This is a genomic window from Streptomyces longwoodensis, assembly GCF_001514125.1.
Lineage (GTDB): Bacteria > Actinomycetota > Actinomycetes > Streptomycetales > Streptomycetaceae > Streptomyces > Streptomyces longwoodensis.
In genome coordinates, this window is record NZ_KQ948549.1 from 295,531 (window position 1) to 318,180 (window position 22,650).

Sequence of the window (22,650 nt, forward strand, 5' to 3'; positions counted from 1 at the left end):
GTGAGGGAGCAGGCCCTGGTTCGGCGGCCGGCCGGTCCGCTCAGGCCACGACCACCCGCAGTCTCATGCCACGATCACCCGTAGTCCCGCCTCTTCGAACCGGCGTACCGTCCCCGGGTCGGCGGTCGTGTCCGTGACCAGTGTTCCCACCGCCGCCGTGGCGCAGATGCCGGCGAAGGCGCGGCGGCCGAGCTTGCTGGAGTCGGCGGCGACCACCACGCGTTCGGCCCGTTCGCACAGCATCCGGTTGACCGCCGCCTCCGCCTCGTCGTGCGCCGCGGCGCCGTGCGCGACGTCGAAGGCCCCCACCCCGAGCACCGCCACGTCCAGCGTGATCCGCCCCAACACCCCGTCGGCCAGCGGCCCGACGAGCTCGTAGGACTGGGCCCGGGCCACCCCGCCCGTCACCACGATCTTGAACTGGGGTCGTACCGCCAGCTCGTTGGCGATGTTGAGCGCGTTGGTCACGACCGTCAGGGCCGGGGCGCCGGTGGCGAGGTCCCCGCGCGCGGCCAGGGCGCGCGCCACCTCCGTGGTGGTCGTGCCGCCGGTCAGCCCGACCGCCTCACCCGGCGCGATCAGGTCGGCGACCGCACGGGCGATGCGCTGCTTCTCCGACGCGTGCCGGGCCGTCTTGTAGCGCAACGGCAGTTCGTACGACACCCCGTGCACGACCGCGCCGCCCCGGGTGCGCACCAGCATCTGCTGCTCGGCGAGCCCGTCGAGGTCGCGCCGGATGGTCGCCGCCGACACCTCCAGCTCGGCGGCCGCCTCCTCGACGTCCAACCGGCCGCGCTCCACGAGCAGTTCCAGCAGCGCCTTCCAGCGGGCGTCGCGTGACATCCGGCCTCCGATCCCCGGTCACCTCGGGTGACCCTAACGCATCCCCGTCCCGTCCGAATGCTTGAAGTTGCGCGAAAGAAGCCACTACCGTGCAGGAACAATCATCACTCGGGAGGGGTACCGCATGACCCACGTCGAGGACGAACTGCGCGACCAGCCCGCCTGCTGGACCCGGGCCGCTGCCCAAGTCGCCGATCACGCTGGGGTGTTGCCCGCGCCGGGGGAGCGGGTCGCGTTGGTCGGCTGCGGCACCTCGTACTTCATGGGCCAGGCCGTGGCCGCCCTGCGCGAGACGAGCGGAGCCGGGGAGACCGACGCGTTCCCCGCCTCGGAGTTCCCGCACGGCCGCCGCTACGACCGGGTCGTCGCCCTCACCCGCTCCGGCACCACCACCGAGGTGCTGGACCTGCTGGCCCGCCTGCGCGGACACACCCGGACGACCGCGATCACCGCGGACCCGGACACCCCGGTCATGGCGGCCGCCGACGACCTCGTGGTGCTCGACCACGCCGACGAACGCTCCGTGGTGCAGACCCGGTTCGCGACCACCGCCCTCACCCTGCTGCGCGCCCACCTCGGCCTGCACACCGACGCCGTGGTCGCCGATGCCCGCACCGCGTTGGAGACCGAGCTCCCCGAAGGGCTCCCGGGCTGCGGGCAGTTCACCTTCCTCGGGCGCGGCTGGACCGTGGGCCTGGCCCGCGAGGCCGCGCTGAAGATGCGCGAGGCGTCGCTGGCCTGGGCGGAGGCCTACCCGGCGATGGAGTACCGGCACGGCCCCATCAGCGTCAGCACCACCGGCACGGCGACCTGGATGTTCGGCGAGGCACCCGAAGGGCTGGCCGAACAGGTCGGCGCCACCGGCGCGTTGTGGGTGCCCGGCCGGCTCGACCCGCTCGCCGAACTCGTCCTCGCCCAGCGGCTCGCCGTCGCGGTCGCCGCCGCACGCGGGCTGGACCCGGACCGCCCCCGCCACCTCACCCGCTCGGTGATCCTCGCCCCCTGACACGCCTCGCGGCATCCGGACGCCCGGCTCAGCCGCCCCTTCCGGCGCCGCCGGACGCTCCCCTCGAGACCCCCGGCGCACTCGGACACCCAGCTGGAGGCCTCCCGGGCACCCCGGACGTCCTCCCAAGACCCCTGACCGCCCCCCGAAACGCCGCCCCACCCCCGCGAGGAGACCCCGTGCCCCTCACCCCCACCGGTGACCTGGTCACCCGCGCCGACCGGCACCGCTCGGCCGTCGTCGCCTTCAACGTCGTCACCCTGGAACACGTGGAGGCCGTGCTCGCCGGCGCCGAGGCCGCCGGGACCCCCGTCGTCCTCCAGGTCAGCGAGAACGCCGTCCGGTTCCGCCGGGGCCACGTCCTGCCGCTCGCCCGCGCCGCGGCCGCCGCCGCCGAATGCGCCACCGTCCCCGTCGCCCTGCACCTCGACCACGTCCGCAGCGACCACCTGCTGCGGCAGGCGCCCGACGCCGGATTCAGCTCCGTGATGTACGACGCCTCGCGCCTGCCCTACGCGGACAACCTCGCCGCCACCCGCGCCGCCGCCGACTGGGCCCACTCCCACGGGCTCTGGATCGAGGCGGAGTTGGGCGAGATCGGCGGCAAGGACGGCGAACCCCCGCGCGACCCCCACGCCCCCGGCGCCCGCACCGACCCGGCCGAGGCCCGGGCGTTCGTCGCGGACTCCGGGGTGGACGCCCTGGCCGTCGCGGTCGGCAGCGCCCACGCCATGACGGCCCGGACCGCCACCCTCGACCACGACCTGATCGCCCGCCTGGACGCGGCCCTGGACGTGCCCCTCGTCCTGCACGGCTCCTCCGGCGTGCGGGAGGACGAGCTGGCCGCGGCCGTCGCCCGGGGCGTCGCCAAGGTGAACGTCGGCACCGCCCTCAACCAGGCCATGACCGGGGCGGTGCGCCGGCACCTGGCCGCCCACCCCGAGGCGGTCGACTGCCGCACCTACCTCACGGCCGGACGTGAGGCGATGACCCGCGAAGTGACCTCGATCCTGGCGGGGTTCAGCCGCGCTTGACCGCCCTGAGCACCACGAACTTCGGGTTGCCCGCGACCACTTCGCTGTTCCCGAACAGCCGGCGCAGCTTCACGTGGTAGCCCAGGTGCCGGTTCCCGACCACCCACAGCTCCCCGCCCGGCCGCAGCGCGCGCCGCGCCCCGGTGAACATCCGCCACGCCGTCGCGTCCGTCGTCGCCTGGTGGGAGTGGAAGGGCGGGTTGTTCAGCACGACGTCCACACTGCCGGCGGGCACCCCCGCGAGCCCGTCCCCGACCCGGAACTCGGCGTGCCCGGGCACCCCGTTCGCCTTGTACGTGGCCTCCGCCGACGCCACCGCCTGGAACGACTCGTCGGTGAACAGCACCTCGGCCCCCGGGTCGGCCAGCGCCACCGCCGTACCGACCACGCCGTTGCCGCAGCCCAGGTCGACCACGCGCCGCCCGCCCCGGGTGTCGGGCAGGTGCCCGAGGAAGAAGCGGGTGCCGATGTCGAGGCGGTCGGCGCAGAACACCCCGGCGTGGTTGACCACCGGCTGCCCGGACAGCGCGCCGAGGCCGTCCGGGAGGGCGTAGGTGTGCGGCCACGGGTTGGCCGGCCGTCGCCGCTCCGGGTCCGGGGCGCTGAACACCAGCCGCGCCTTCTGCTCGGCGAGCGAGGTGTGGGTCGGACCGACGACGCCCTCGAACAGGTCCAGGGTGGAGGTGTGGATCTCCTTCACCATGCCGGTGCCGACGACCACCGTGTCCGCGTGCAGCGACGGCGCGAGCCGCAGTAGCTGGTCCTCGAGCAGCGCGAGGCTCTTGGGCACCCGCACCAGCAGGACGTCGATCCGCTCCGGCGGGGGGTCCTGGGTGGTGAGCAGCCGCACGGCACCGGGCGCCACGCCGTTGCGGGCGAGGTTGGCGCGGGTCGCCTCCTGCCCCAGGAAGGAGTCGGTGATCTGGACGCACGAGCCGCCGGTCCGCGTCGCGAGCGCCGTGACCAGGGCACCCCAGCGGTCGCCGAGCACCACGACCGTGCCGGCCGTCGGCAGCCCGCGCGCCTCCCGCTCGGCGAGGTGCCGCAGCAGGTACGCGTCGGAGGCGTCCCAGGCGCGCAGCCGGTCCCGCGGGTCCTCGGGGAAGCGGGCCAGCTCGAGCTCGCCCCAGGGCGTCGTCATACGGTCGTTCACCGGGCCCAGGCTAGCGGAACCGCAGCTCAGGCGGCGTGGGGCAGGATGGGGTGCATGGACGCCGAGCTGTTCCCCCGGGAGCGGGCCGAGATCGCCCCGGGCGCCGTGCACGTACCGGGCTGGCTGGACGAGGACCGGCAGCGCGCGCTGCTGGCGGCCTGCCGCGACTGGGCCCGCCCACCGGCCGGCCTGCGCACCGTGCGCACCCCCGGCGGCGGCACCATGACGGCCCGCCAGGTCTGCCTGGGCTGGCACTGGTACCCGTACGCCTACGCCCGCACGGTCGTCGACGGCGACGGCTCCCCGGTCAAGCCCTTCCCCGACTGGCTCGGTGAGCTGGGCCGCCGCGCCGTCGCCGACGCGCTCGGACCGCGGGCCACCGACCCGGCGCCGTACGACATCGCGCTGATCAACTTCTACGACGGCGACGCGCGCATGGGCATGCACCGGGACGCCGACGAGCGGTCCCCGGCGCCCGTGGTCTCGCTGAGCCTCGGCGACACCTGCGTCTTCCGCTTCGGCAACACCGCCACCCGGACCCGGCCGTACACCGACGTCGAGCTGCGCAGCGGCGACCTGTTCGTGTTCGGCGGGCCCGCGCGGCTCGCGTACCACGGCGTGCCCAGGGTGCGGCCGGGGTCGGCCCCGCCGTGGCTCGGGCTGACCGGGCGGCTCAACGTCACGCTGCGCGTGAGCGGGCTCACCGGCGGCGACGGCGAGGAACGGATCATGGGAGACTCGCCTTCATGAGCGGCAAGGCGGACCCCCGGCCGGCGGGGGAAGGAACCACCTCCAGGGCGCGGCTTGACCGCGGGCGCGGTGCGCTCGGACCCGCGTTGGAGCTCGTGCACACCGGTCGCGCGCCCACCCGCGCCGTCCTCACCGCCGAACTGGGCGTCACGCGTGCCACGGCCGGCGCGGTCGCCGCCGAGCTGGAGGCGCTCGGCCTCATCCGGGTCGACGCCCGGCCCGGCGCCGCCGCGGGCTCCCAGGGCCGCCCCTCGCACCGGCTCGGCGTCGCCGAGGACGGACCGGTGGTGCTGGCCGCGCAGGTCCACGCGGACGGGTTCCGGGCCGCGCTGGTCGGCCTCGGCGGCCGGATCGTCGCCACCACGCCCAGCTGCGAGACCGTCGACGCCGACCCCGGCAAGATCATCGGCACGGTCGTGGAGGCCGGTGCCGAGCTGCTGCGCACCACCGGCCGCCGGTGCGTGGGCGCGGGGCTCGCCGTGCCGTCCGCGGTCGCCGAACCCGAGGGACTCGCCCTCAACCCGCTGCACCTGGCCTGGCCGGTGGGCGCACCGGTCCGGGAGATCTTCACCGAGCGGGTGCGCGCGGCGGGCGTCACCGGGCCCGCCTTCGCCGGCAACGACGTCAACCTCGCCGCCCTCGCCGAGCACCGGCACGGCGCCGGACGCGGCGCCCGCGACCTGCTGTGCGTGGCCACCGGCCACCGGGGCGTCGGCGGCGCCCTGGTACTCGACGGCCGTCTGCACACGGGCAGTTCGGGCCTCGCCCTGGAGGTCGGCCACCTCACCGTCAACCCCGAGGGCCGCCCCTGCCACTGCGGCAGCCGCGGCTGCCTCGACGTCGAGGCCGACCCGCTGGCCCTGCTCACCACCGCCGGGCGCGAGCCCGGCCCCGAGGGCTCGCTGCTGAAGCAGGCCGAGCAGCTGCTCCGTGAGGAGTACGCCGACCCGGTCGTGCGCACCGCCGCCGAGATCCTCATCGACCGGCTCGGCCTCGGCCTCGCCGGGCTGGTGAACATCCTCAACCCGGACCGGATCATCCTCGGCGGACTGCACCGCACCCTCCTGGACGCCGACCCGGACCGGCTGCGCGCCGTCGTCGCCGACCGCAGCCTGTGGGGCCGCAGCGGCGGGGTGCCGATCCTCGCCTGCTCCCTGGACCACAACAGCCTCGTCGGAGCGGCCGAGTTGGCGTGGCAGCCGGTCCTGGACGACCCGCTGGGCGCGCTGGCCGCCGCCTGAGCGTCAGGACGCGGGCCCGCCGCGGGCCCTCACCACTGACGGCCGCGGGGGAGCGCGGCCAGGCCGGGCGCGGACAGGTGCAGCACCTGGAACAGGTCGCCCTCCGCCTTCGGCGCGTCGTGCTCCCACAGCGAGAAGTGCACGACCTCCCAGCGGGCGGTGTCGACGGCCGCCGCCGCGAGCACCGCGCCGTCCTCCCGCGCCAGCCGCCCGGTCCCGGCGACCACCTCGCCCATGAGGTCGCCCAGGGCCGCCCCGTCCGGCACCGGTTGCCGCCGCCGCAGCGCGAACCGCGCGCCCGCACCGGCCGACCCGCCCGCCGCCCCCGGCTCGTACGCCAGCCCCGACCACTGCCGCACCACGGGACGCCCGAAGTCGTCGCTCAGCCCCCGGAAGCCGGGGCCCCACAGGAACGCGTTCATGCCCTGCGTGGTGTTCCACAGGTAGAACGGCGCGTACTGGTGGACGGGCGAGCCGTGCGTGCCGCGTTCACGGACGAGGTACGCCTTGAGCCCGAGGCCGTCCCAGGCGTCGAGGAGGTGCCCGCGGCGGGCCACCCGGTCGCGGATGACGTCCATGTCGTAGTCGGCGGGCAGCGTGATCTCGTACTGCATCGCGTGCATGCGGTTCCCTCTCCTCAGTCGGTGGCGGGTGCGGCGGGCGTACGGGGGGCCAACAGGGCGAGCAGACCGCGCACCCCGGCGTCGAAGGCGTCCGGGGAGCCCGAGGCGCGGGCCAGGACGTAGCCGCCCTGCACCGTGGCGACGACCGTCGCGGCGAGCTCGTCGGGGTCCGACTCGGCCGGGAACTGGCCCAGTCGGCGGCCCTCGTCGACGACGGCGGCGATCCGTCCGCGCAGCCAGGTGATGGTCTCCTCGACGGGCGCGCGCAGCGTGTCGCTCGCGATCACGTCCGGGTCCATGGTCAGCCGTCCGACCGGACAGCCGCGCAACACGTCGCGCTCCCGCCGCAGGTACGCCGCGATGCGGTCGTACGGCGTGCCCGGCCCGTCGAGCACGGCGTCCGCGGCGGCCCGCAACTCCTCGGCGGTGCGCCGGATCGCGGCCAGCGCCAGGTCTGGCTTGCCCGTGAAGTGGTGGTACATGCTGCCCTGCCCGGCGCCCGCCCGCTCCAGGATCGCCTTGGGGCTGGTGCCCACGTATCCGCGTTCCCACAGCAGGTCCCGGGTGGACTCGATCAGTCGCTCGGCGGTGCTCATGCGCGCACTGTACATACCAGTAGGTACAGAAGTCGAGGTGGGGACCGTGCCCCTCACCATGGAGCAGCCGCCGCCCGCCCGCGTACTCCCCGGGAGGTACGCGCACTGCCGCTGGCCGTACGACGACCGGCGCCCCCTCCCCGCGCGAGTCTCGAGTCATCGCCGAGAAACCGTCCGACCAAGGAGATGACCGAGATGCAGACCCTCGCACAGTGGGACGGAGGCCCCGGCCCGTGGATCCTGTTCCTCCCGCTGGTCTGGGCGGCCGTCGTCGTCGGCGCCGTCACCCTGCTGCGCCGCACCGCCGGACGCGGCCGGCGCGGCCCGTGGGGCCCGGGAGGCCCAGGGGCGTGGGGCCCGGCCGACGCGCCGCGCCCGACCGGTGACTCACCGCTCGCCGTCCTCGGCCGCCGGTTCGCCTCCGGTGAGATCGACGAGGACGAGTACTGGCGCCGACTGTCCGTCCTCGACGAGCAGTTCGGCCGCCGGGGCGGTGCGGCATGACCGCCACCGCGACCACCACCCGCACGGCCGCCCGGGTCGCCGACGCCGTGAAGGTCCACGGCGCCGGCGACACCGCCGTCCGCGCCCTGGACGGGGTGACGCTCGACTTCCCGGCCGGCTTCCGCGCGGGCGTGAGCACGGCCGACGGCGAGGCGGCCGTCCAGAAGGTCGCCGACCGGTACGGCAACCCCGAGGTGCAGACGCGTGACGAGTACGCCGAGTCCTCCGCCGGCGGCATCGACATGATGCTCACCCTCGTCTACGCCCTGCTCACGCTCGCGGTGCTCATCGCGCTGCTCGGCATCGCCAACACGCTGACCCTGGCGGTCCACGAGCGCACCCGGGAACTCGGGCTGCTGCGGGCGGTCGGCCAGACCCGCGCCCGGCTGCGGGCCATGGTCCGCTGGGAGTCCGTCCTGGTCGCCGCGTTCGGCACGGCGGGCGGTCTGGCCCTCGGCGCCTTCCTGGGCTGGGTCCTGGTGGAGGCGTCCGACGGCACCAGCGACACCGCGTTCGCCTTCGCCGTGCCGCCCGTACAGCTCGCGGTGGTGGCCCTGGTGGGCCTCGCGGCGGGCGCCCTCGCGGGCCTGCGCCCGGCCCGCCGCGCGGCCCGGCTGGACGTCCTGCGGGCGGTCGCGACGGAGTGACGTACGTGCCGGGGCTGGGGGCGGTCACGAGGGCGTGACCCCCACGCGCCGGGGCGCGCACGCCGGAGGAGGTACGGACACAAGAGGTGTACGTCAGCCGGCAGCCACGCGTACGCCGGCGTGCGCACCCCCGGGAGGCGGCACACCCGGAGGCGGCCCCGCCGAGGGCAGCGAGCGCTCCGAGCGTGCCTGGATCCCCGGGCGTGCCCGGCGCACCCGCGAGGGTCTCACCGCCCGGTCAGCCGACAACGGCGGACCGGGCGGGAGCATGGGCGGGCGTGCGGACGTCGAGCGGGTCGGCGACCGGGTCGACCTCGATCTCCGCGAAACGCCGCGGGCCCTTCTCGGGCACCGGGGCGCGGACCGGCACCGTCGGCAGCGCGCCGGCCACGTCGAGCGCGGGCAGAGTGAACCAGACGACCTTGCCGGTGTCCCCGTCCGGGCGCGCGCCCCAGCTCTCGCTGACGGCGGCCACCAGCGCCAGGCCGCGCCCGCCGGTGGCGAGGCGGTCGGCGACCTCCATGACCGGGAGCGTCGGGTCGTGGTCGCGCACCGAGACGGTGAGCCGGTCGAGCAGCAGCTCCAGCTCCACGGTGCACGTCTTGTCGGGTTGCGCATGCAGGTGGACGTTCGTCAGCAGCTCGGTCACACCGAGTGCGGCGCGGTCTATCAGGGCGTCCAGATGCCAGTAGCGCAACTGCGCGGATACGATTCTGCGGACCTGGCCGATCCGCGACGGCAGGGCTTGGAGCTCCACCGTGCAGTGCCTGCTTGGGTTGCTGATCACGGCTGCGACTCCCCGACGTGAGGTCCGGAAGAACACGGAGTTCGGATCGATCCAGCAGTGCGCCTGCACAGGGCGGCCGCCTGCTGTCGTGGCCGGCGGGCTGGTTCGCAGCGTTATCGCCGGTAAACCCAGAGTGACGTGAGAACAGCGTGGCGCAAGGGGCGGAAGCGCGCAACTCACGGTCGCCGCGCGGCCACCCGGTGCGTCCTCGTCAGCCACCCCGTCCCGCGGCCCGGCGTACGGCCTCGATGAACCGGCCCGCCGCGGGTGGCCCCGGCTCTCCGGGGGCCGGGTCGTGCGCCCGCAGGGTCAGCAGGTACCGGTGTCCGTTGAGGTCCGCCAGCGCCCGGCCCGCGGACGCGCACCACGGCCTGGACGCGCGCACCGCCTGCACGGGCGCGCTGTCGATCTCACTGCCGTAGCTGGTGAGCAACTCGAGCCTGCCGCCGCTGATCCGGACCTGCCCGGCCCGGGTGAGCGAGCGCAGTCCCCGCCCGATCCGCACCCCGGTGGCCGTGAACTCCGGCTCCGCCATGCCTGCCTGCCCCCTCGTGCGTGGGTGTGCCGGCCCGTGCGCCCGCGGGGCGTTCCGCGGTGGTGCCACGGTGCGTTCCGCGGCGGAGCCATGGTCCTGTCCCCGCGGTGGTGCCGGGCGGTGGTGCCATGGTGCGTCCCGCGGTGGTGCCGTGGTGCGTGGCGCGGTGCGTTCCGTGGTGCGTCGGAAACCGGCTCCTGTCGTGGCCCCTGAGGCCCCCGTGCGGTGTGCAGTCTGCCCGCCCCGCGCGGAGAGCACCAGGGTGCGTGGGCCCCAGCCGCCGACCTCCCGGAGCACTCGCGCGAATGCGCCCCCCCGGGCCGCCGCACACCTGTCCGAGTGCTCGCCCCAGGCTCTCCTTTGAGGCTCTCAAAGTGGTGTTTATGCAGGTGAGAAGCGTGCGGACGGTGTCTATGATCGGTGTGTCGGCCACGCCAGGGGCGCGGTCGGCGCCCGGCGTAAGGAGCCCGACGTGAGCACCACCCAGCAAGCCAGGAACGGCGCGACCCTCGACACCCTCGACGTCGACCGCACCGACGCCGGCTACCGGGACTGGCTGAAAGAGGCCGTCCGCAAGGTCCAGGCGGACGCCAACCGCTCAGCCGACACGCACCTGCTGCGCTTCCCGCTGCCCGAGGCGTGGGGCATCGACCTCTACCTCAAGGACGAGTCGACCCACCCCACCGGCAGCCTCAAGCACCGCCTCGCCCGGTCCCTCTTCCTGTACGGCCTGTGCAATGGCTGGATCCGCCCGGGCCGTCCGGTGATCGAGGCGTCCAGCGGCTCCACGGCGGTCTCGGAGGCGTACTTCGCGAAGCTGATCGGCGTGCCGTTCATCGCCGTGATGCCCCGCACGACCAGCGCCGAGAAGATCCGCCTGATCGAGTTCCACGGCGGGCAGTGCCACTTCGTGGACGACCCCCGCACGATGTACGAGGAGTCCGCCCGCCTGGCGGCGGACACCGGCGGCCACTACATGGACCAGTTCACCTACGCGGAACGGGCCACGGACTGGCGCGGCAACAACAACATCGCCGAATCCATCTTCCGCCAGCTGGAGTTGGAGCGGTTCCCGGAACCGGCCTGGATCGTGGCCACCGCGGGCACCGGCGGCACCTCCGCGACGATCGCCCGCTACGTCCACTACCTGCAGCACGACACCCGCATCTGTGTCGCCGACCCCGAGAACTCCTGCTTCTTCGAGGGCTGGACCACCGGCGATCCGGACGTCACCTGCGACTGCGGCTCACGCATCGAGGGGATCGGCCGGCCCCGCATGGAGCCCAGCTTCGTGCCCGGCGCCGTCGACCGGATGATGAAGGTGCCCGACGCGGCCAGCGTGGCCGCCGTCCGCGCCCTGGACCGCGCCATCGGCCGCCGCGCCGGCGGCTCGACCGGGACCGGGCTGTGGAGCGCGCTGAAGATCGTCGCCGAGATGGTCGCCGACGGACGGCGCGGCAGCGTGGTCACCCTGCTGTGCGACCCGGGCGACCGCTACCTCGACAAGTACTACTCCGACGCCTGGCTCGCCGAGCAGGGCCTGGACATCGCCCCGTACAGCGCGGCGATCGAGTCGCTGCTGGCGACGGGGGTGTGGCCGGACTGACGGGCGCGGCCGGCCGGGCCCAGGAGGGGATCCGTCGCTGACGGACCGTCAGTCCTCGCTGACCTGGCCGGAGTCGCCGGCCAGCACCAGCTCCCGCAGGTGCTCGGAGATCTCCACGCGTGCGTCGGCCGGCAGTCCCGCGTCCGTCACCAGCGTGTCGACCTGCTCCAGCGTCGCGAAGGAACTCAGGCCCACCACACCCCACTTGGTGTGGTCGGCGACCACCACCACGCGGCGCGCCGAGTGCACCAGCCGGCGGTTGGTCTCGGCCTCGGCGAGGTTCGGCGTGGACAGCCCGGCCTGCGGCGATATGCCGTGCACCCCGAGGAACAGCAGGTCGAAGTGGAGCGTGGCGATCGCCTGGTCGGCCACCGGCCCCACCAGCGAATCGGACGGGGTGCGCACCCCGCCGGTCAGCACGACCGTGGCCGCGCCCTGCCGGGGCCCCGAGGTGCGCTGGGCCGCGTGGAAGACGTCGGCGACGCGCACCGAGTTGGTCACGACGGTCAGGTCGGGCACGTCCAGCAGGTGGTGTGCCAGCGCGAACGTCGTCGTACCGCCCGAGAGCGCGATCGCGCTGCCCGGCGTCACCAGGCCGGCCGCCGCCCGCGCGATGTCCTCCTTGGCGGTCTGCTCGAGGCCCGACTTCGCCTCGAACCCGGGCTCGTGGGTGCTCGCCTCCACGACCGGCACCGCGCCGCCGTGCACCTTCTCCAGCACGCCCTGCCGGGCGAGCGCGTCCAGGTCGCGGCGCACGGTCATGTCCGACACGCCGAGCTTGCGGGTCAGCTCGTTGACGCGGACACCGCCGCGGCGCCGCACCTCGTCCAGGATCAGGGAGCGGCGCTGCTCCGCGAGGAGGTTCTGATTCTCGCTCACGTACGCTCCGGTCCTTTCGCCTCAAGCCGATCGACTGCGTCCCGGTCATCCGGTGCCCGGGTGTCCCGGTGCCCGGCCGGTCCCGCCGTCCCGGACGGACGCGTGCGGGCGTCCCATCCTCGCACGCCAGGTCCCGGGCGGCGTCACCACCCGTCCGACGCGCGCATGTCACCCCACGGTTCCGGGACCGCACCGGCCGGTCGGCGGACCGGGCCGCGGACCGGGGCCGCGGATCGGAGGAGATTCGGTGACGACGCGTGCGCGCCGGGGCACGAAGCGCCATCCTTGATGTCCGCACGGAGCCGTGCCGACGGCGCGTCACGGGGGGAGTGCCAGCAGTGGAAGACGTCCTGTCCGACGGGGCCGCCCGCCCCGCCCGGCCCGCCCGACCGGGCGCGGCCCTGGAACTCCTCGTCCACGGAGTGGGCGGGACCACGCCCGAGCAGATGCTCGGCGATCCGCGGACCGTGCGGATCACCGGCGACGACACGGCCGCCGTCCACCGCCGCGCCGACGACGTCGACGCCGAGACCGGCCCCGGCGGCGCCCCGGACCGGCCCGTCCCCGAGGCGTACGTCTGGTGCAACCTGACCTCCGGCAACGGCAGCCGCGCCCTGTGGCTGCTCCTGCTGCCCTTCATGGTCGTCAACCTCGCCCACTGGATGCGCCCGCCGGCCCGCGAGCACACCCGCCTGGTACGGCTGTACGGGCTGCTGGTCCGCCTCGCCGGGCTCACCCTCACCGTGCTGCTCGTCGCCGCCGCCTGCGAGGTCGCCCTGGACCTGACGGCCTGGCAGTGCGCGGGCACGCGTGCGTGCGCCGAGCGGCACACCTGGCTGGGCTTCCTGTCCCCGGCGCTGTCCCACGGCGGCTGGTGGAGCCGGCCGGGCCGCCGCCTCGCCGTCGCCGCGCTCGTCCCGACCGCCCTCACCGTCCTGCTGTGGTACCTGTCCCACCGCACCTGGCGGGCGTACGAGTCCCGCGAGCCGCTGACCCGCGCCCCCGAGGCCGAGCACCGCCCGGGGCCGACCACGCTGAGCCGGCCCGGCTTCTGGTACGGCCGCCGGCTGGTGGCCCGGCTGCGGGCCGCCCACACCGCGGCCGGCCTGCTGACCGTCGCCGCGGCCGTCGGCACCGCCGCGGCCAGGGAGGACCGCCGGCCGGGCGGTCCGGCCCTGCTCGACGCGCTGGGCTGGTGCCTGGTGGCGGCGCTCGTCGGCGGCGCGGCGGCCGTCGTGGGGGTGGTGTGCCGCCGGGGCCGCAGCGAACACCGCCTCGACCGCGCCCTGGACGCCCACCTGGTACGCCGCCTGCCGCTCACCACGCTCGTCCTGCTCGGCCTCACCACCGTGTACGCCGGCTGGTCCCGCCCCGGCTGGCACGCCGCCGACCGCCTCCCCGGTGACACCACCTTCGGCACCCTCGCCCTCGGCCAGGGCCTGACCGTGCTGGCCCTGGCCGTGGTCGCGGCCTTGCTGCACCGGGCCGCGGCGGGGAGAGGGGCGGCCCCGCAGCAGGGGAGCGGGCGCGACTGCTGCGAGGGCGGCACGGGCCGCCCCGAGGCGGAGGCCGGTGCCCGGGCAGGGACACCGGAGCGCGCGGGGACGATGCCGGAGGACGGCCCGACCGCCTCTGACGACGAACCCGGCACCACCCGCAGCCGCGTCGCCCTGTACGGGCTCGGCGGCCCCGCCGTCGCCACGCTGGCCTGCGCCCTCGGGGCCGTGATGTCCGGCGGGGTGGCACAGCGCGTCGCCGACTGGCTGGACGGCACGCAGAGCTCCCTCGACGGCCCGCCCGCCCTGCTGACCTGGCAGGCGTCCGTGATCCCGCTGGTCCTGCTGGTGCTCCTCGTCCTGGTCGCGCTGCTCGGCCGCGCGACCTGGCACCGCGCCCGCGCCGAACGCGCCGAGGTGCGCCGCGCCTACGGCGTCGCCGACGGCGGCGACCCCGGCCGTACCGGCACCATCGCCCGCGCCCGGGCCATGGCCCCCCTCACCGACCGCGCGCCGCTCCTCGTGGGCGTCACCGCGATCAGCACGCTGCTGCTGGGCGCCGGGGCGATCGCCGGGGCGCTGGCCACCGGGCGGACCCCGGGCCGGGCCACCGAGGGGACGTACCCCTTCGTCCACGGCGCCGCCCAGACCGCGCAGGCCCTCGGCTCCTGGCTGATAGGGCTCGGCTTCCTGCTCTTCGTCACCTGGGGGCGCCGCGCCTACAAGGACCCCTCCGCACGGCGCACCATCGGCATCCTCTGGGACGTCGGCACCTTCTGGCCGCGCGCCGCCCACCCCTTCGCACCGCCCTGCTACGCCGAGCGCGCGGTGCCCGACCTGACGTGGCGGATGGCCACCTGGACCCGCGAGACCGGCGGCCGCTTGGTCATCTCGGGGCACTCCCAGGGCAGCGTGCTGGCGGCGGCCGCGGCCTGGCAGCTGGAGCCGCGGGACCGGGCGCGCGTCGGGCTGCTGACCTACGGCTCGCCCATCGAGCGCCTCTACGGCCGTTGGTTCCCCGCCCACTTCGGGCCGGACGCGCTCAGCGCCCTGCACCAGGACGTCGACTGCTGGCGCAACCTCTACCGGCTCACCGACCCCATCGGCGGCCCCGTCCGGCTGCCCGGCAGCTGCGGCCCCGCCGTGGACCGCGCGCCGTTGAAGGACCCGCTGGAGTACGGCCGCACCGCCCGCCACCCGCTGCCCGCGCCCCTGCTGGGCCACTCCGACTACCAGGCGGACCCGGCCTTCGCGGAGGAACGCGCCCTGCTGCTGGGCCGCCTGCTGCCGCTGCCGGAACCCCGCCAGCCGGGCGCGAGCTGAGGACGCCGCGCCCGACCCGCCCGCGCACTACGGGAGTTCGGGCAGGTCCTCCGGGAACAGCAGGGTCAGGTCGTCCGTGCTGGGCTCGGTCACCTGGGCGACCCGGCTGGCGTGGCGCTCCACCATCGCCTCGAACGTCTGGCGTGCGGTACGGCCGTTGCCGAACGCCGGGCCCTTCGGGAGCGCGGTGAAGTACTTCAGCAGCGCCTCCGGGGTGCCCGGCGCCAGCCGGTACTCGTGCTCCTCCGCCTGCTGCTCCACGATCCGCAGCAGCTCCTCGGGGCCGTAGTCGCCGAAGGTGATGGTGCGCGAGAACCGTGACGCCACACCGGGGTTGACCGAAAGGAAGCGCTCCATCTCGGCGGTGTAGCCGGCGACGATCACCACGACCGACTCCCGGTGGTCCTCCATCAGCTTCACCAGCGTGTCGATGGCCTCCTTGCCGAAGTCACGCCCGGCGTCCTCGGGGGAGAGGGCGTACGCCTCGTCGATGAACAGCACGCCGCCGCGCGCCCGTTCGAACGCCTCCTGGGTGCGGATCGCCGTGGAGCCGATGTGCTCGCCGACCAGGTCCACCCGTGACACCTCCACGAGGTGCCCCTTCTCCAGCACCCCGAGGGAGGCGAGGATCTCGCCGTACAGCCGGGCCACCGTCGTCTTGCCGGTGCCGGGGGAGCCGGTGAAGACCAGGTGCCGCTTGACCGAGGCGGCCTTCAGGCCCGCCTGCTGCCGGCGCCGGCCCACCTCGATCATGTCGGTCAGCGCCCGCACCTCGCGCTTGACGCTCTCCAGGCCCACCAGCGCGTCGAGTTCACCCAGCACGTCCTGCGAGGTGCGGACCGGCTCCTCCGGCTCCGGCACGGCCGCCAGGGGCTCGGCGACGGTCGCGCGCTGCTCCGGGACGGCGCCGAGCAGCCCCGGCGACCCGGCCGCCGTCTGCACCGCGGTCTCCGCGACCGGCGGCGGCGTCGGGCGCAGGCCCGCGCTCTCGTCGCTGCTGCAGTCCTCGACCACCGGTCCCGAACCGGGCGCCGCGTCCGCCCCCGCGTCCGCGAACTCGTAGCCCCCGCGCGCGCAGCGCTCCGTGCGGCACCGCCGGAGCGTCGTACGGGAGCCGTCTATGACGTGGAAGCCGTAGCCGCCGCTGTTGGTCACCCGGCAGTTGAGGAAGCTGCCGCGGCCGCCGGCCGACACGTAGAAGCCGGCCTCGGCGGGGGAGTCGACCGTGCACCGCTCGACGGTGGGGTCGGCGCCCTTGGTGACGATCACGCCGGTCTGCGTGCCGTCCACCGTGCAGTTGTTCAGCGTGCCGCCGCTGCCGTGGTCGCGGAACCACGCGCCCGTGGCCGCGTCCCGGATCCGGCAGTCGTCGAGCTGGGCGGTCGCGCCGTCACTGACCGACACCGCCGTGTTGCGCACCTGCGACAGGTCGCTGTCGACGACGTCCGCGCGCGAGCCGCGGTCCAGCACGAACAGCGCGTCCGGCACGTCGTGCACCCGGCAGGAGTCCAGCACGGCCGTGGCGCCGTCGCTGACCCACACGGCCGGGTAGTCGCCGGTGCTGTCGAAGATCTCGCACTGGTGGGCGTCCACGCGCGTGCCCGGGTCCCACACCGACAGCCCGTTGCGCCCGAACTGGCGTACCGTCGTGCGCGTCAGCGTCAGCACCGACCGCGAGCGCAGGTCGATGGCGTTCTCGGGGATGTCGTGGATGCGGCAGTCGGCCAGGGTGAGCACCGCGTCGGTGTCCAGGGTGACCCCGTCCGCTTCGGTGCGGTGCACGTCGCAGTCGGTGAGGTGGGCGGTGGCCCGGCCGGTGACCTGGACACCGCTGCCCCGCACCTCGTAGACCTCGCAGCCGACCGCCTCCAGCGCGGAGTTGTCGCCGGTCGCGCTCAGACCCGTGCCGGACGCGTGGTGCACCCGGCAGCGGTCCAGGCGCGGGTGCCCGCCGCCGCGGACCGCGACGCCGGCCTGCCCGGCCGCGACCACCTCGCACTCCTCGAACACACCGCCGCCGCCGTCGAGCACGGCGATCCCCAGGCCCGCCGGGTTGTCGACGGTGCAGCGGCGGACGGTGGGGCGGGCGCTGCCGCGCACCTCGATGCCGGCCGCGGACCGCGTGACGATCCGCAGGTCCGTCAACTCGGGCGTGCCCTCCTCGATGAGCAGCGCGGGGGCGGCCGCGTCCTGCCCCTCGATGTGCAGGTCCTGCACCACGGCCGAGGCCCGCACCGTCAACGGCACGCCGTCCACGGGCGCGAGGCGCACCGACCCGGGGGCGCCGTCCGGCCCGCGCAGGGTCACCGCCCGCTGCACCACGAGGTTCTCCCGGTAGGTGCCCGGGGCGATGGTGAGGACGTCGCCGTCCGCCGCGGCCTCCAGGGCGGCGGCGAGCGATGCGTACTCACCCGTGCGGCGGCGCCACCGCGATGTGCCGGTGTGCGTCACCTGGACCGTGCCCTGTGCCATGGCGTTGCTGCGCCCCCACCTCGTCGTACTGATGGCTCGTCGCCCCCGGGGCGCCCTGGGGCTCCCTGATGCGCGGGTCGAGGCCGAAAGCCTCGGCCGGTCCACCGTAGCGTGCGCGGGGACGGTGGGATGACCGGAGGCGCAAGGCCGTCAACTGCCGGTACCGGTCCGGCCCCAGTCCGGTCCGGCCTTGCTCCACGCCTGGTCCCACCGTGCGTACCGGCGCCGGACCAGGTGCCAGACGATCAGGCGTCTGACCGCCTCCACGGTGCCGGCGGTGAGTATCGCCCCGCCGACGCCGGCCAGCACCGCGTGCGTGGTCGCCGTCGCGGGGTCCAGGGGACGGGCCGCGACGCGGCCCCGCTCGTCGGTCCACAGCCGGAACTGGTCCCCGGCGTGCGGCTTGCCGAGGTCGGCGATCACCGCGCCGTGCCGCGCGGTGCCGTCGGGGGCGGTCCAGTCGGCGAGGACCCGGCTGTGGGCGTCCCGTCCGGAGGCCGCCTCGGGGTCGATGCCCAGCGTCGCGTCGTCCAGCTCGCGCACCACCGTGGCCGTCACCTCGTGCCGGGACGACTGCTGCCGGCGCACCGCGTCCTGCAACGCGCCCTGGGCGGTGGTCCCGAGGAGACAGCCGACGACGGGCGCCGCCAGGAGGACCAGCAGCAGGGCCGACAGTGCCACCCAGGCCTCGACCAGGTCCGTCGTGCGGCGCAGCGGATTGTGCCGCCAGCGCCAGAGCCCGCCGATCGCTCGCACGTCCCGCACCCCCTTCCCGCTCCGTGATAACCCCCCGGGGGAGCCGTTCGCCCGCCCGGCGGCCGAAGAGAGAGCGACATCACTCGCCGCCCGGTCCTCACACGAACGTCTCACGACATCCCCAACGACGCGGGGGCGCAGGAGGGTTCCCGGCCAACGGGCACGAGCGGGTGAGGTGGGGGAGGGGGATCGGGGAGCGGCGAAGGGTGAGCAGGGGCGCCGTGGGTCAGTCCTGGACCTCGACGGGATCGCCGACCCGGAGGGTGCCCCGGGACAGTGGGACCAGGTTCTGCCCGAACACCAGCCTGCCGTCCATCCGGCGGTGGCGGCCCAGCGTGCGCAGCGGCTCGGCGCCGCGTGCCGCCGTGGCCTGGTCGGTGGTCGTCACCACGCACCGGCCGCAGCTCTTGGCGACGCGGAAGGGCACGTCACCGATGGTCAGCCGGGACCAGCCGTCCTCGGCCCAGGGTTCGGTGCCCGTCACGACGACGCTCGGCCGGAACCGGTTCATCGGCAGCGGGCCCTCCTCGGCGTGATCGCCCTGCGCGATCAGCGTGTTGAGGGCGTCGAGGGACGCGGTGGTGGTGAGGAGCAGCGGGTAGCCGTCGGCGAAGCTGACGGTCTCGCCGGGCAGTGCGAACTCCGGGTCGACGGGCCGGCGCGTGGCCGGGTCGTCCATGTGCACCAGCCGGACGCTCTCGCCGAGGTGGGCGCTGCACCACGCGTGCGCGGCGGCGTCGGCGAGGACGCCCTCCACCTTGTCGCGGAAGATCTCGACCGTGACCGTGCCGACCGGCTCGGGCACCGCGACCTCCAGTGACGGCCGGCCGGGCGCGGACAGCCGGAGGCCGCCACCGGGCAGGAGCTCGGCGGCGGCCAGGGCGACGTGCGGGTGCCGACGCTGGGTGACGACCTTTCCCCCGTCGTCGATCAGTGTCCAGCGTCGGTCCCCGGCCAGTCCCCAGGGCTCCACGTCGGCCTCCCGGGGCGCCAGGCCCCGGAACGCCTTGACCGGATGGACGTGGATCGACTGCAGCTTCGCGTTCCCCATGGGCTCATCGTGCCAGGCGGCACCGGCCCGTGGGGAGCGGGCTCAGTAGCCCCGGTACTGCTGGTTGTTGTACGGGTCCTGGTACGGCGTCGGCGCGGGCCGCGGGGCGGCCGGACGCATCGCGTCGTACCCCATGCCCGGCGCGGCCGGCCGCGGCTGCTGCGGCTGGACCTGGGGTCCGGGGTAGCCGCGCGGCGCGGTGGCCTGCTGCGGGATGTAGGCCGCGGGCGCCTGCTGGAGCGGGGCTGGCTGCGGCGCCTGGGGATAACCGTAGGAGCCGTAGGAGCTGCCGTACGAAGTGCCGTAGGACGGGGCCGCCGGGAGGGCGGGCAGCGCCGAGGGCAGCGCGGGCAGGCTGCTGCCCGTGTCGTACGCGGCGGGGACCCGGATCGGGGCGATCTGCGGGGTGCCCCGCTCGGCCACGAGCGAGTCGTAGATCGGGGTGTCCGGGAAGGAGGCGGTGGAGTAATAGCCGCCGCCATAGGTGGAGCGGGGGGAGGTCATGGCACATAAGTTAAGCCCACGATGTGCTGGTTGGGGAGACCGATAAGAGGGTTGTTTTCCGTGTCGGTAACAACCCGCTGTCCCCAATGCGAGCGAACGCGGCGAAAAAGGGCGGCGAACGCGGGCCGCATCCGGTAAAAGCCGAGTTCCCGGCCGGTTACCGGCGGTCGTGACCGCGTCTCCTTCGCTCCCCTGCTCCCTTGTGCCCGCTCCTTCGCGTCCCATGCATGGGAGTTCGGCCGGGCAGCGCATAGGTTGGCCGGTAGACACAGCCGAGGGGTGCGGGGACGCGCACGCCGATGCAGACGAGGGGGCGCACATGTCCATGCCGAAGGGGTCGAACACGCCGGTGCCGACGGCGGCCCTGCGGGTCGAGGTGGGCTGGCGGTCCGGGGCCGGCGTCCCCGACGCGGACGTCTCGGCGCTGCTGCTGGCCGGTGGCAAGGTCCGCTCCGACGGGGACTTCGTCTTCTACAACCAGCCCGCCCACTCCTCCGGCGCCGTGCGCCACGAGGGCAAGCGTCCCGCCGGCGGCCGGACGACCGACACGCTCCTCGTCGACCTCGCGCGCGTGGAGCCCGCGGTGGAGCGGATCGTCCTCGCCGCCTCCTCCGACGGCGGCACCTTCGGACAGGTCCCCGACCTCGCCGTCGAGGTCCGCGACGCGGCGCAGGGCGGCGTGGTCGCCCGCTTCGACAGCACCGGCGCCACCGTCGAGACGGCGTTCGTGCTGGGCGAGTTCTACCGCCGCCAGGGGGCCTGGAAGTTCCGCGCCGTCGGCCAGGGCTACGACAGCGGACTGGAGGGGCTGGCCACCGACTTCGGCATCACGGTCGACGAGCCGCAGCACGCGGCGCCCCCGCCCGTCATGGCCCCGCGCCCACCGGTGGCACCGCCCCCGCCCGCCGCGATGCCCGCCCCACCGGTCACCGTCCCGCCGCCCGCCCACTACGCCCCGCCGCCCCCGCCCGCCCCGCCGGTGCGCCTCTCCAAGGTCACGCTCACCAAGGCCGCGCCCTCGGTGTCGCTCACCAAGCAGGGCGGCACCTCCGGCGCCATGCGCGTGAACCTCAACTGGGAGGTGCGCAAGCAGTTCTCCGGCTGGGGCGCCAAGCGCGGGCGGGCCGTCGCCCTGCACAACGACCTCGACCTCGACCTGTGCGCCCTGTTCGAACTCGCCGACGGCAGCAAGGGCGTGGTGCAGGCCCTCGGCAACGCCTTCGGCTCCCTGCACCTGCCGCCGTACATCCACCTCGACGGCGACGACCGCACCGGCGCCGTGGAGAGCGGCGAGAACCTCACCATCAACCTCGACCGCCGCAACGACTTCCGGCGCATCCTGGTCTTCGTGACCATCTACGAGGGCGCCCGGTCCTTCGCCGACCTGCACGCCACGGTGACCCTCCAGCCGCAGTTCGGCGCCGCGATCGACTTCTCCCTCGACGAGTGCACCGTCCCGTCGACCGTGTGCGCCCTCGCCCTGATCAGCAACCAGGGCGGTGACCTGGTCGTCCAGCGCGAGGCCCGCTACCTGGTGCCCGAGCGGGGGGTGAGCCCGCAGCGCACCGTCGACCGCGCCTACGGCTGGGGCATGAACTGGACGCCGGGCCGCAAGTAGGGCTCAGCCCTCTTCGGTGACGGCATCCGGACGGGCGTAGGTGCGGCCCTTCCAGGCCGCACCGCGGCCGCGGTGGTGCTGCACCGCCGAGTCCACCGTCATCAGCAGGTAGAGGAACGCGGTGAACGGCAGCAGCGGAGCGAGCCACAGCGGCTGCCGGTAGTAGCGGAGCATCGGCCCGTACGTGCCCGCCATCACCAGCCACGCCAGGCCGCCCGCCGCCGCCGTCACCGCGTCACCGGCCACCAGCCCGACGAGGAGCGCGAGCGGCGGCACCAGGTACACCAGCGCCAGGCCGAGGACGGTGCCGAGCAGGAGGAGCGGGTTGTGCCGCAGCTGCGCGTAGGCGCTGCGCGACACCATCCGCCACAGGTCGTGCAGCCGCGGGTAGGGGCGCACGCTGTCCACCCGGTCGGCCAGCCCCAGCCAGATGTGCCCGCCGCCGCCCTTCACCGCGCGGGCCAGCGCCACGTCGTCGATCACGGCGTGCCGGATCGCGTCCGGGATCCGGGCCCGCTCGGCCGCCCCGGCGCGCACCAGGACGCAGCCGCCCGCCGCGGCCGCCGTGCGCGCCCCGGGCCGGGCGATCCGCCGGAACGGGTACAGCTGGGCGAAGAAGTAGACGAAGGCCGGCACCACCAGCCGCTCCCACACGCTCTCCACCCGCAGCCGCGCCATCTGCGACACCACGTCGAAGCCGCCCGCGCCCGCCGCCGCCACCAGCGCGCGCAGACTGTCGGGCGCGTGCGCGATGTCGGCGTCCGTGAGCAGCAGGTACTCGGGCTCACGCGCGCGTGCCAGAGCGACGCCGTGCCGCACCGCCCACAGCTTGCCGGTCCAGCCGGCCGGCGGCTCACCCGGTGAGGCCACGGTCAGCGGCAGCCCACCGCACCGGCGCGCCAGTTCCCGGGCCAGGTCCCCGGTGCCGTCGGTACTGCCGTCGTCGACGAGGAAGACCTCCGCCCGGCCGGGGTAGTCCTGGGCGAGCAGCGACGGCAGGCTGTCCGGCAGGACGGCGGCCTCGTCGCGCGCCGGGACGACCACGCACACCGACGGCCAGCGCTCCGGCTCCCCGGCACGCGGCAGCCGGACGTCGGTCCGCCAGAAGAAGCCCTGGCACAGCAGCAGCCACACCCAGGCGGCGAGGGACACCACGGCGATCCACACGAAGGCGCTCACGGCCGCAGTCTGCCCCACCGGACCGGGCGCCCGGCGCCCATCGTCTA

Annotated in this window: 20 protein-coding genes and 1 pseudogene; 9 read left to right on the forward strand and 12 right to left on the reverse strand. The window is 75.1% G+C overall.

Annotation, left to right across the window (positions count from 1 at the left end):
• Nucleotides 1-63 precede the first annotated feature (63 nt).
• Nucleotides 64-843, reverse strand: coding sequence for a DeoR/GlpR family DNA-binding transcription regulator (locus tag AQJ30_RS01385; protein ID WP_067227795.1), 780 nt, complete (start codon nt 841-843; stop codon nt 64-66).
• A 124-nt stretch (nt 844-967) separates the two neighbouring features.
• Here AQJ30_RS01385 and AQJ30_RS01390 point away from each other — a divergent pair, with 124 nt between their 5' ends.
• Both AQJ30_RS01390 and AQJ30_RS01395 read left to right on the forward strand, forming a co-directional pair.
• Nucleotides 968-1,849 carry an SIS domain-containing protein gene (locus AQJ30_RS01390; RefSeq protein WP_067227797.1) on the forward strand — a complete coding sequence of 294 codons (882 nt, stop codon included), beginning with the start codon at nt 968-970 and terminating at the stop codon, nt 1,847-1,849.
• Between the two features lie 179 nt (nt 1,850-2,028).
• The gene (locus AQJ30_RS01395; RefSeq protein WP_067227799.1) at nt 2,029-2,883 is read left to right on the forward strand and encodes a class II fructose-bisphosphate aldolase; all 855 of its coding nucleotides are present in this window, start codon (nt 2,029-2,031) and stop codon (nt 2,881-2,883) included.
• Here AQJ30_RS01395 and AQJ30_RS01400 read toward each other — a convergent pair.
• A complete protein-coding gene (locus tag AQJ30_RS01400) occupies nt 2,870-4,024 on the reverse strand; it encodes a methyltransferase (protein ID WP_067227801.1) in 1,155 nt (384 codons plus the stop codon). The two genes, AQJ30_RS01395 and AQJ30_RS01400, sit on opposite strands and share 14 nt — an antisense overlap.
• Before the next feature lie 66 nt (nt 4,025-4,090).
• Between AQJ30_RS01400 and AQJ30_RS01405 the strand changes: the two genes are divergently transcribed.
• Entirely contained in the window at nt 4,091-4,786 is a 696-nt protein-coding gene (locus tag AQJ30_RS01405) for an alpha-ketoglutarate-dependent dioxygenase AlkB family protein (protein ID WP_067227803.1), read from the forward strand.
• Nucleotides 4,783-6,027 carry an ROK family protein gene (locus tag AQJ30_RS01410; protein ID WP_067227805.1) on the forward strand — a complete coding sequence of 415 codons (1,245 nt, stop codon included), beginning with the start codon at nt 4,783-4,785 and terminating at the stop codon, nt 6,025-6,027. Before AQJ30_RS01405 ends, AQJ30_RS01410 begins: the two co-directional genes overlap by 4 nt.
• Before the next feature lie 29 nt (nt 6,028-6,056).
• Here AQJ30_RS01410 and AQJ30_RS01415 read toward each other — a convergent pair whose 3' ends face one another.
• Complete coding sequence (locus AQJ30_RS01415) at nt 6,057-6,650, reverse strand: DUF4865 family protein (protein WP_067227806.1); 594 nt, start codon at nt 6,648-6,650, stop codon at nt 6,057-6,059.
• 14 nt (nt 6,651-6,664) lie between these two features.
• Nucleotides 6,665-7,261 (reverse strand): TetR/AcrR family transcriptional regulator, encoded by a 597-nt coding sequence (locus tag AQJ30_RS01420; protein ID WP_079083707.1) that lies wholly within the window; start codon nt 7,259-7,261, stop codon nt 6,665-6,667.
• Between the two features lie 180 nt (nt 7,262-7,441).
• Between AQJ30_RS01420 and AQJ30_RS01425 the strand changes: the two genes are divergently transcribed.
• Together AQJ30_RS01425 and AQJ30_RS01430 are read left to right on the forward strand one after the other, a co-directional pair.
• Entirely contained in the window at nt 7,442-7,750 is a 309-nt protein-coding gene (locus tag AQJ30_RS01425; RefSeq protein ID WP_067228847.1) for an SHOCT domain-containing protein, read from the forward strand.
• Between the two features lie 80 nt (nt 7,751-7,830).
• Nucleotides 7,831-8,397, forward strand: a pseudogene (locus AQJ30_RS01430) (ABC transporter permease); the annotation flags it as partial.
• A 238-nt stretch (nt 8,398-8,635) separates the two neighbouring features.
• Here AQJ30_RS01430 and AQJ30_RS01435 read toward each other — a convergent pair.
• Nucleotides 8,636-9,184, reverse strand: coding sequence for an ATP-binding protein (locus AQJ30_RS01435; RefSeq protein WP_079083708.1), 549 nt, complete (start codon nt 9,182-9,184; stop codon nt 8,636-8,638).
• 211 nt (nt 9,185-9,395) lie between these two features.
• Nucleotides 9,396-9,719 carry a hypothetical protein gene (locus AQJ30_RS01440; protein WP_067227812.1) on the reverse strand — a complete coding sequence of 108 codons (324 nt, stop codon included), beginning with the start codon at nt 9,717-9,719 and terminating at the stop codon, nt 9,396-9,398.
• 472 nt (nt 9,720-10,191) lie between these two features.
• On the opposite strand from AQJ30_RS01440, the gene cds1 reads away from it, so the two are divergent.
• On the forward strand, nt 10,192-11,325 hold the full coding sequence (gene cds1, locus AQJ30_RS01445; RefSeq protein WP_067227814.1) for an L-cysteine desulfhydrase Cds1: 1,134 nt from the start codon (nt 10,192-10,194) through the stop codon (nt 11,323-11,325).
• A 48-nt stretch (nt 11,326-11,373) separates the two neighbouring features.
• On the opposite strand, the gene AQJ30_RS01450 is transcribed toward cds1, so the two are convergent.
• Complete coding sequence (locus AQJ30_RS01450; protein ID WP_067227816.1) at nt 11,374-12,204, reverse strand: DeoR/GlpR family DNA-binding transcription regulator; 831 nt, start codon at nt 12,202-12,204, stop codon at nt 11,374-11,376.
• Between the two features lie 338 nt (nt 12,205-12,542).
• Between AQJ30_RS01450 and AQJ30_RS01455 the strand changes: the two genes are divergently transcribed.
• Nucleotides 12,543-15,023: a lipase family protein gene (locus tag AQJ30_RS01455; RefSeq protein ID WP_245726764.1), complete on the forward strand. Its 2,481-nt coding sequence runs from the start codon at nt 12,543-12,545 to the stop codon at nt 15,021-15,023.
• A gap of 27 nt (nt 15,024-15,050) precedes the next feature.
• Here the strand turns inward: AQJ30_RS01455 and AQJ30_RS01460 are convergent, their stop codons facing one another.
• From AQJ30_RS01460 to AQJ30_RS01475, 4 genes are all read right to left on the reverse strand, one after another.
• Nucleotides 15,051-17,495: a right-handed parallel beta-helix repeat-containing protein gene (locus AQJ30_RS01460; protein ID WP_067227818.1), complete on the reverse strand. Its 2,445-nt coding sequence runs from the start codon at nt 17,493-17,495 to the stop codon at nt 15,051-15,053.
• 150 nt (nt 17,496-17,645) lie between these two features.
• Nucleotides 17,646-18,251 carry an Rv1733c family protein gene (locus tag AQJ30_RS01465; RefSeq protein ID WP_067228852.1) on the reverse strand — a complete coding sequence of 202 codons (606 nt, stop codon included), beginning with the start codon at nt 18,249-18,251 and terminating at the stop codon, nt 17,646-17,648.
• Between the two features lie 226 nt (nt 18,252-18,477).
• The gene (locus tag AQJ30_RS01470) at nt 18,478-19,302 is read right to left on the reverse strand and encodes an MOSC domain-containing protein (protein ID WP_067227819.1); all 825 of its coding nucleotides are present in this window, start codon (nt 19,300-19,302) and stop codon (nt 18,478-18,480) included.
• 42 nt (nt 19,303-19,344) lie between these two features.
• Entirely contained in the window at nt 19,345-19,806 is a 462-nt protein-coding gene (locus AQJ30_RS01475) for a DUF6643 family protein (RefSeq protein ID WP_067227822.1), read from the reverse strand.
• A gap of 325 nt (nt 19,807-20,131) precedes the next feature.
• Here AQJ30_RS01475 and AQJ30_RS01480 point away from each other — a divergent pair, with 325 nt between their 5' ends.
• A complete protein-coding gene (locus AQJ30_RS01480) occupies nt 20,132-21,424 on the forward strand; it encodes a TerD family protein (RefSeq protein ID WP_067228854.1) in 1,293 nt (430 codons plus the stop codon).
• A 3-nt stretch (nt 21,425-21,427) separates the two neighbouring features.
• On the opposite strand, the gene AQJ30_RS01485 is transcribed toward AQJ30_RS01480, so the two are convergent.
• Nucleotides 21,428-22,603: a glycosyltransferase gene (locus tag AQJ30_RS01485; RefSeq protein WP_067227824.1), complete on the reverse strand. Its 1,176-nt coding sequence runs from the start codon at nt 22,601-22,603 to the stop codon at nt 21,428-21,430.
• Nucleotides 22,604-22,650: the final 47 nt, after the last annotated feature.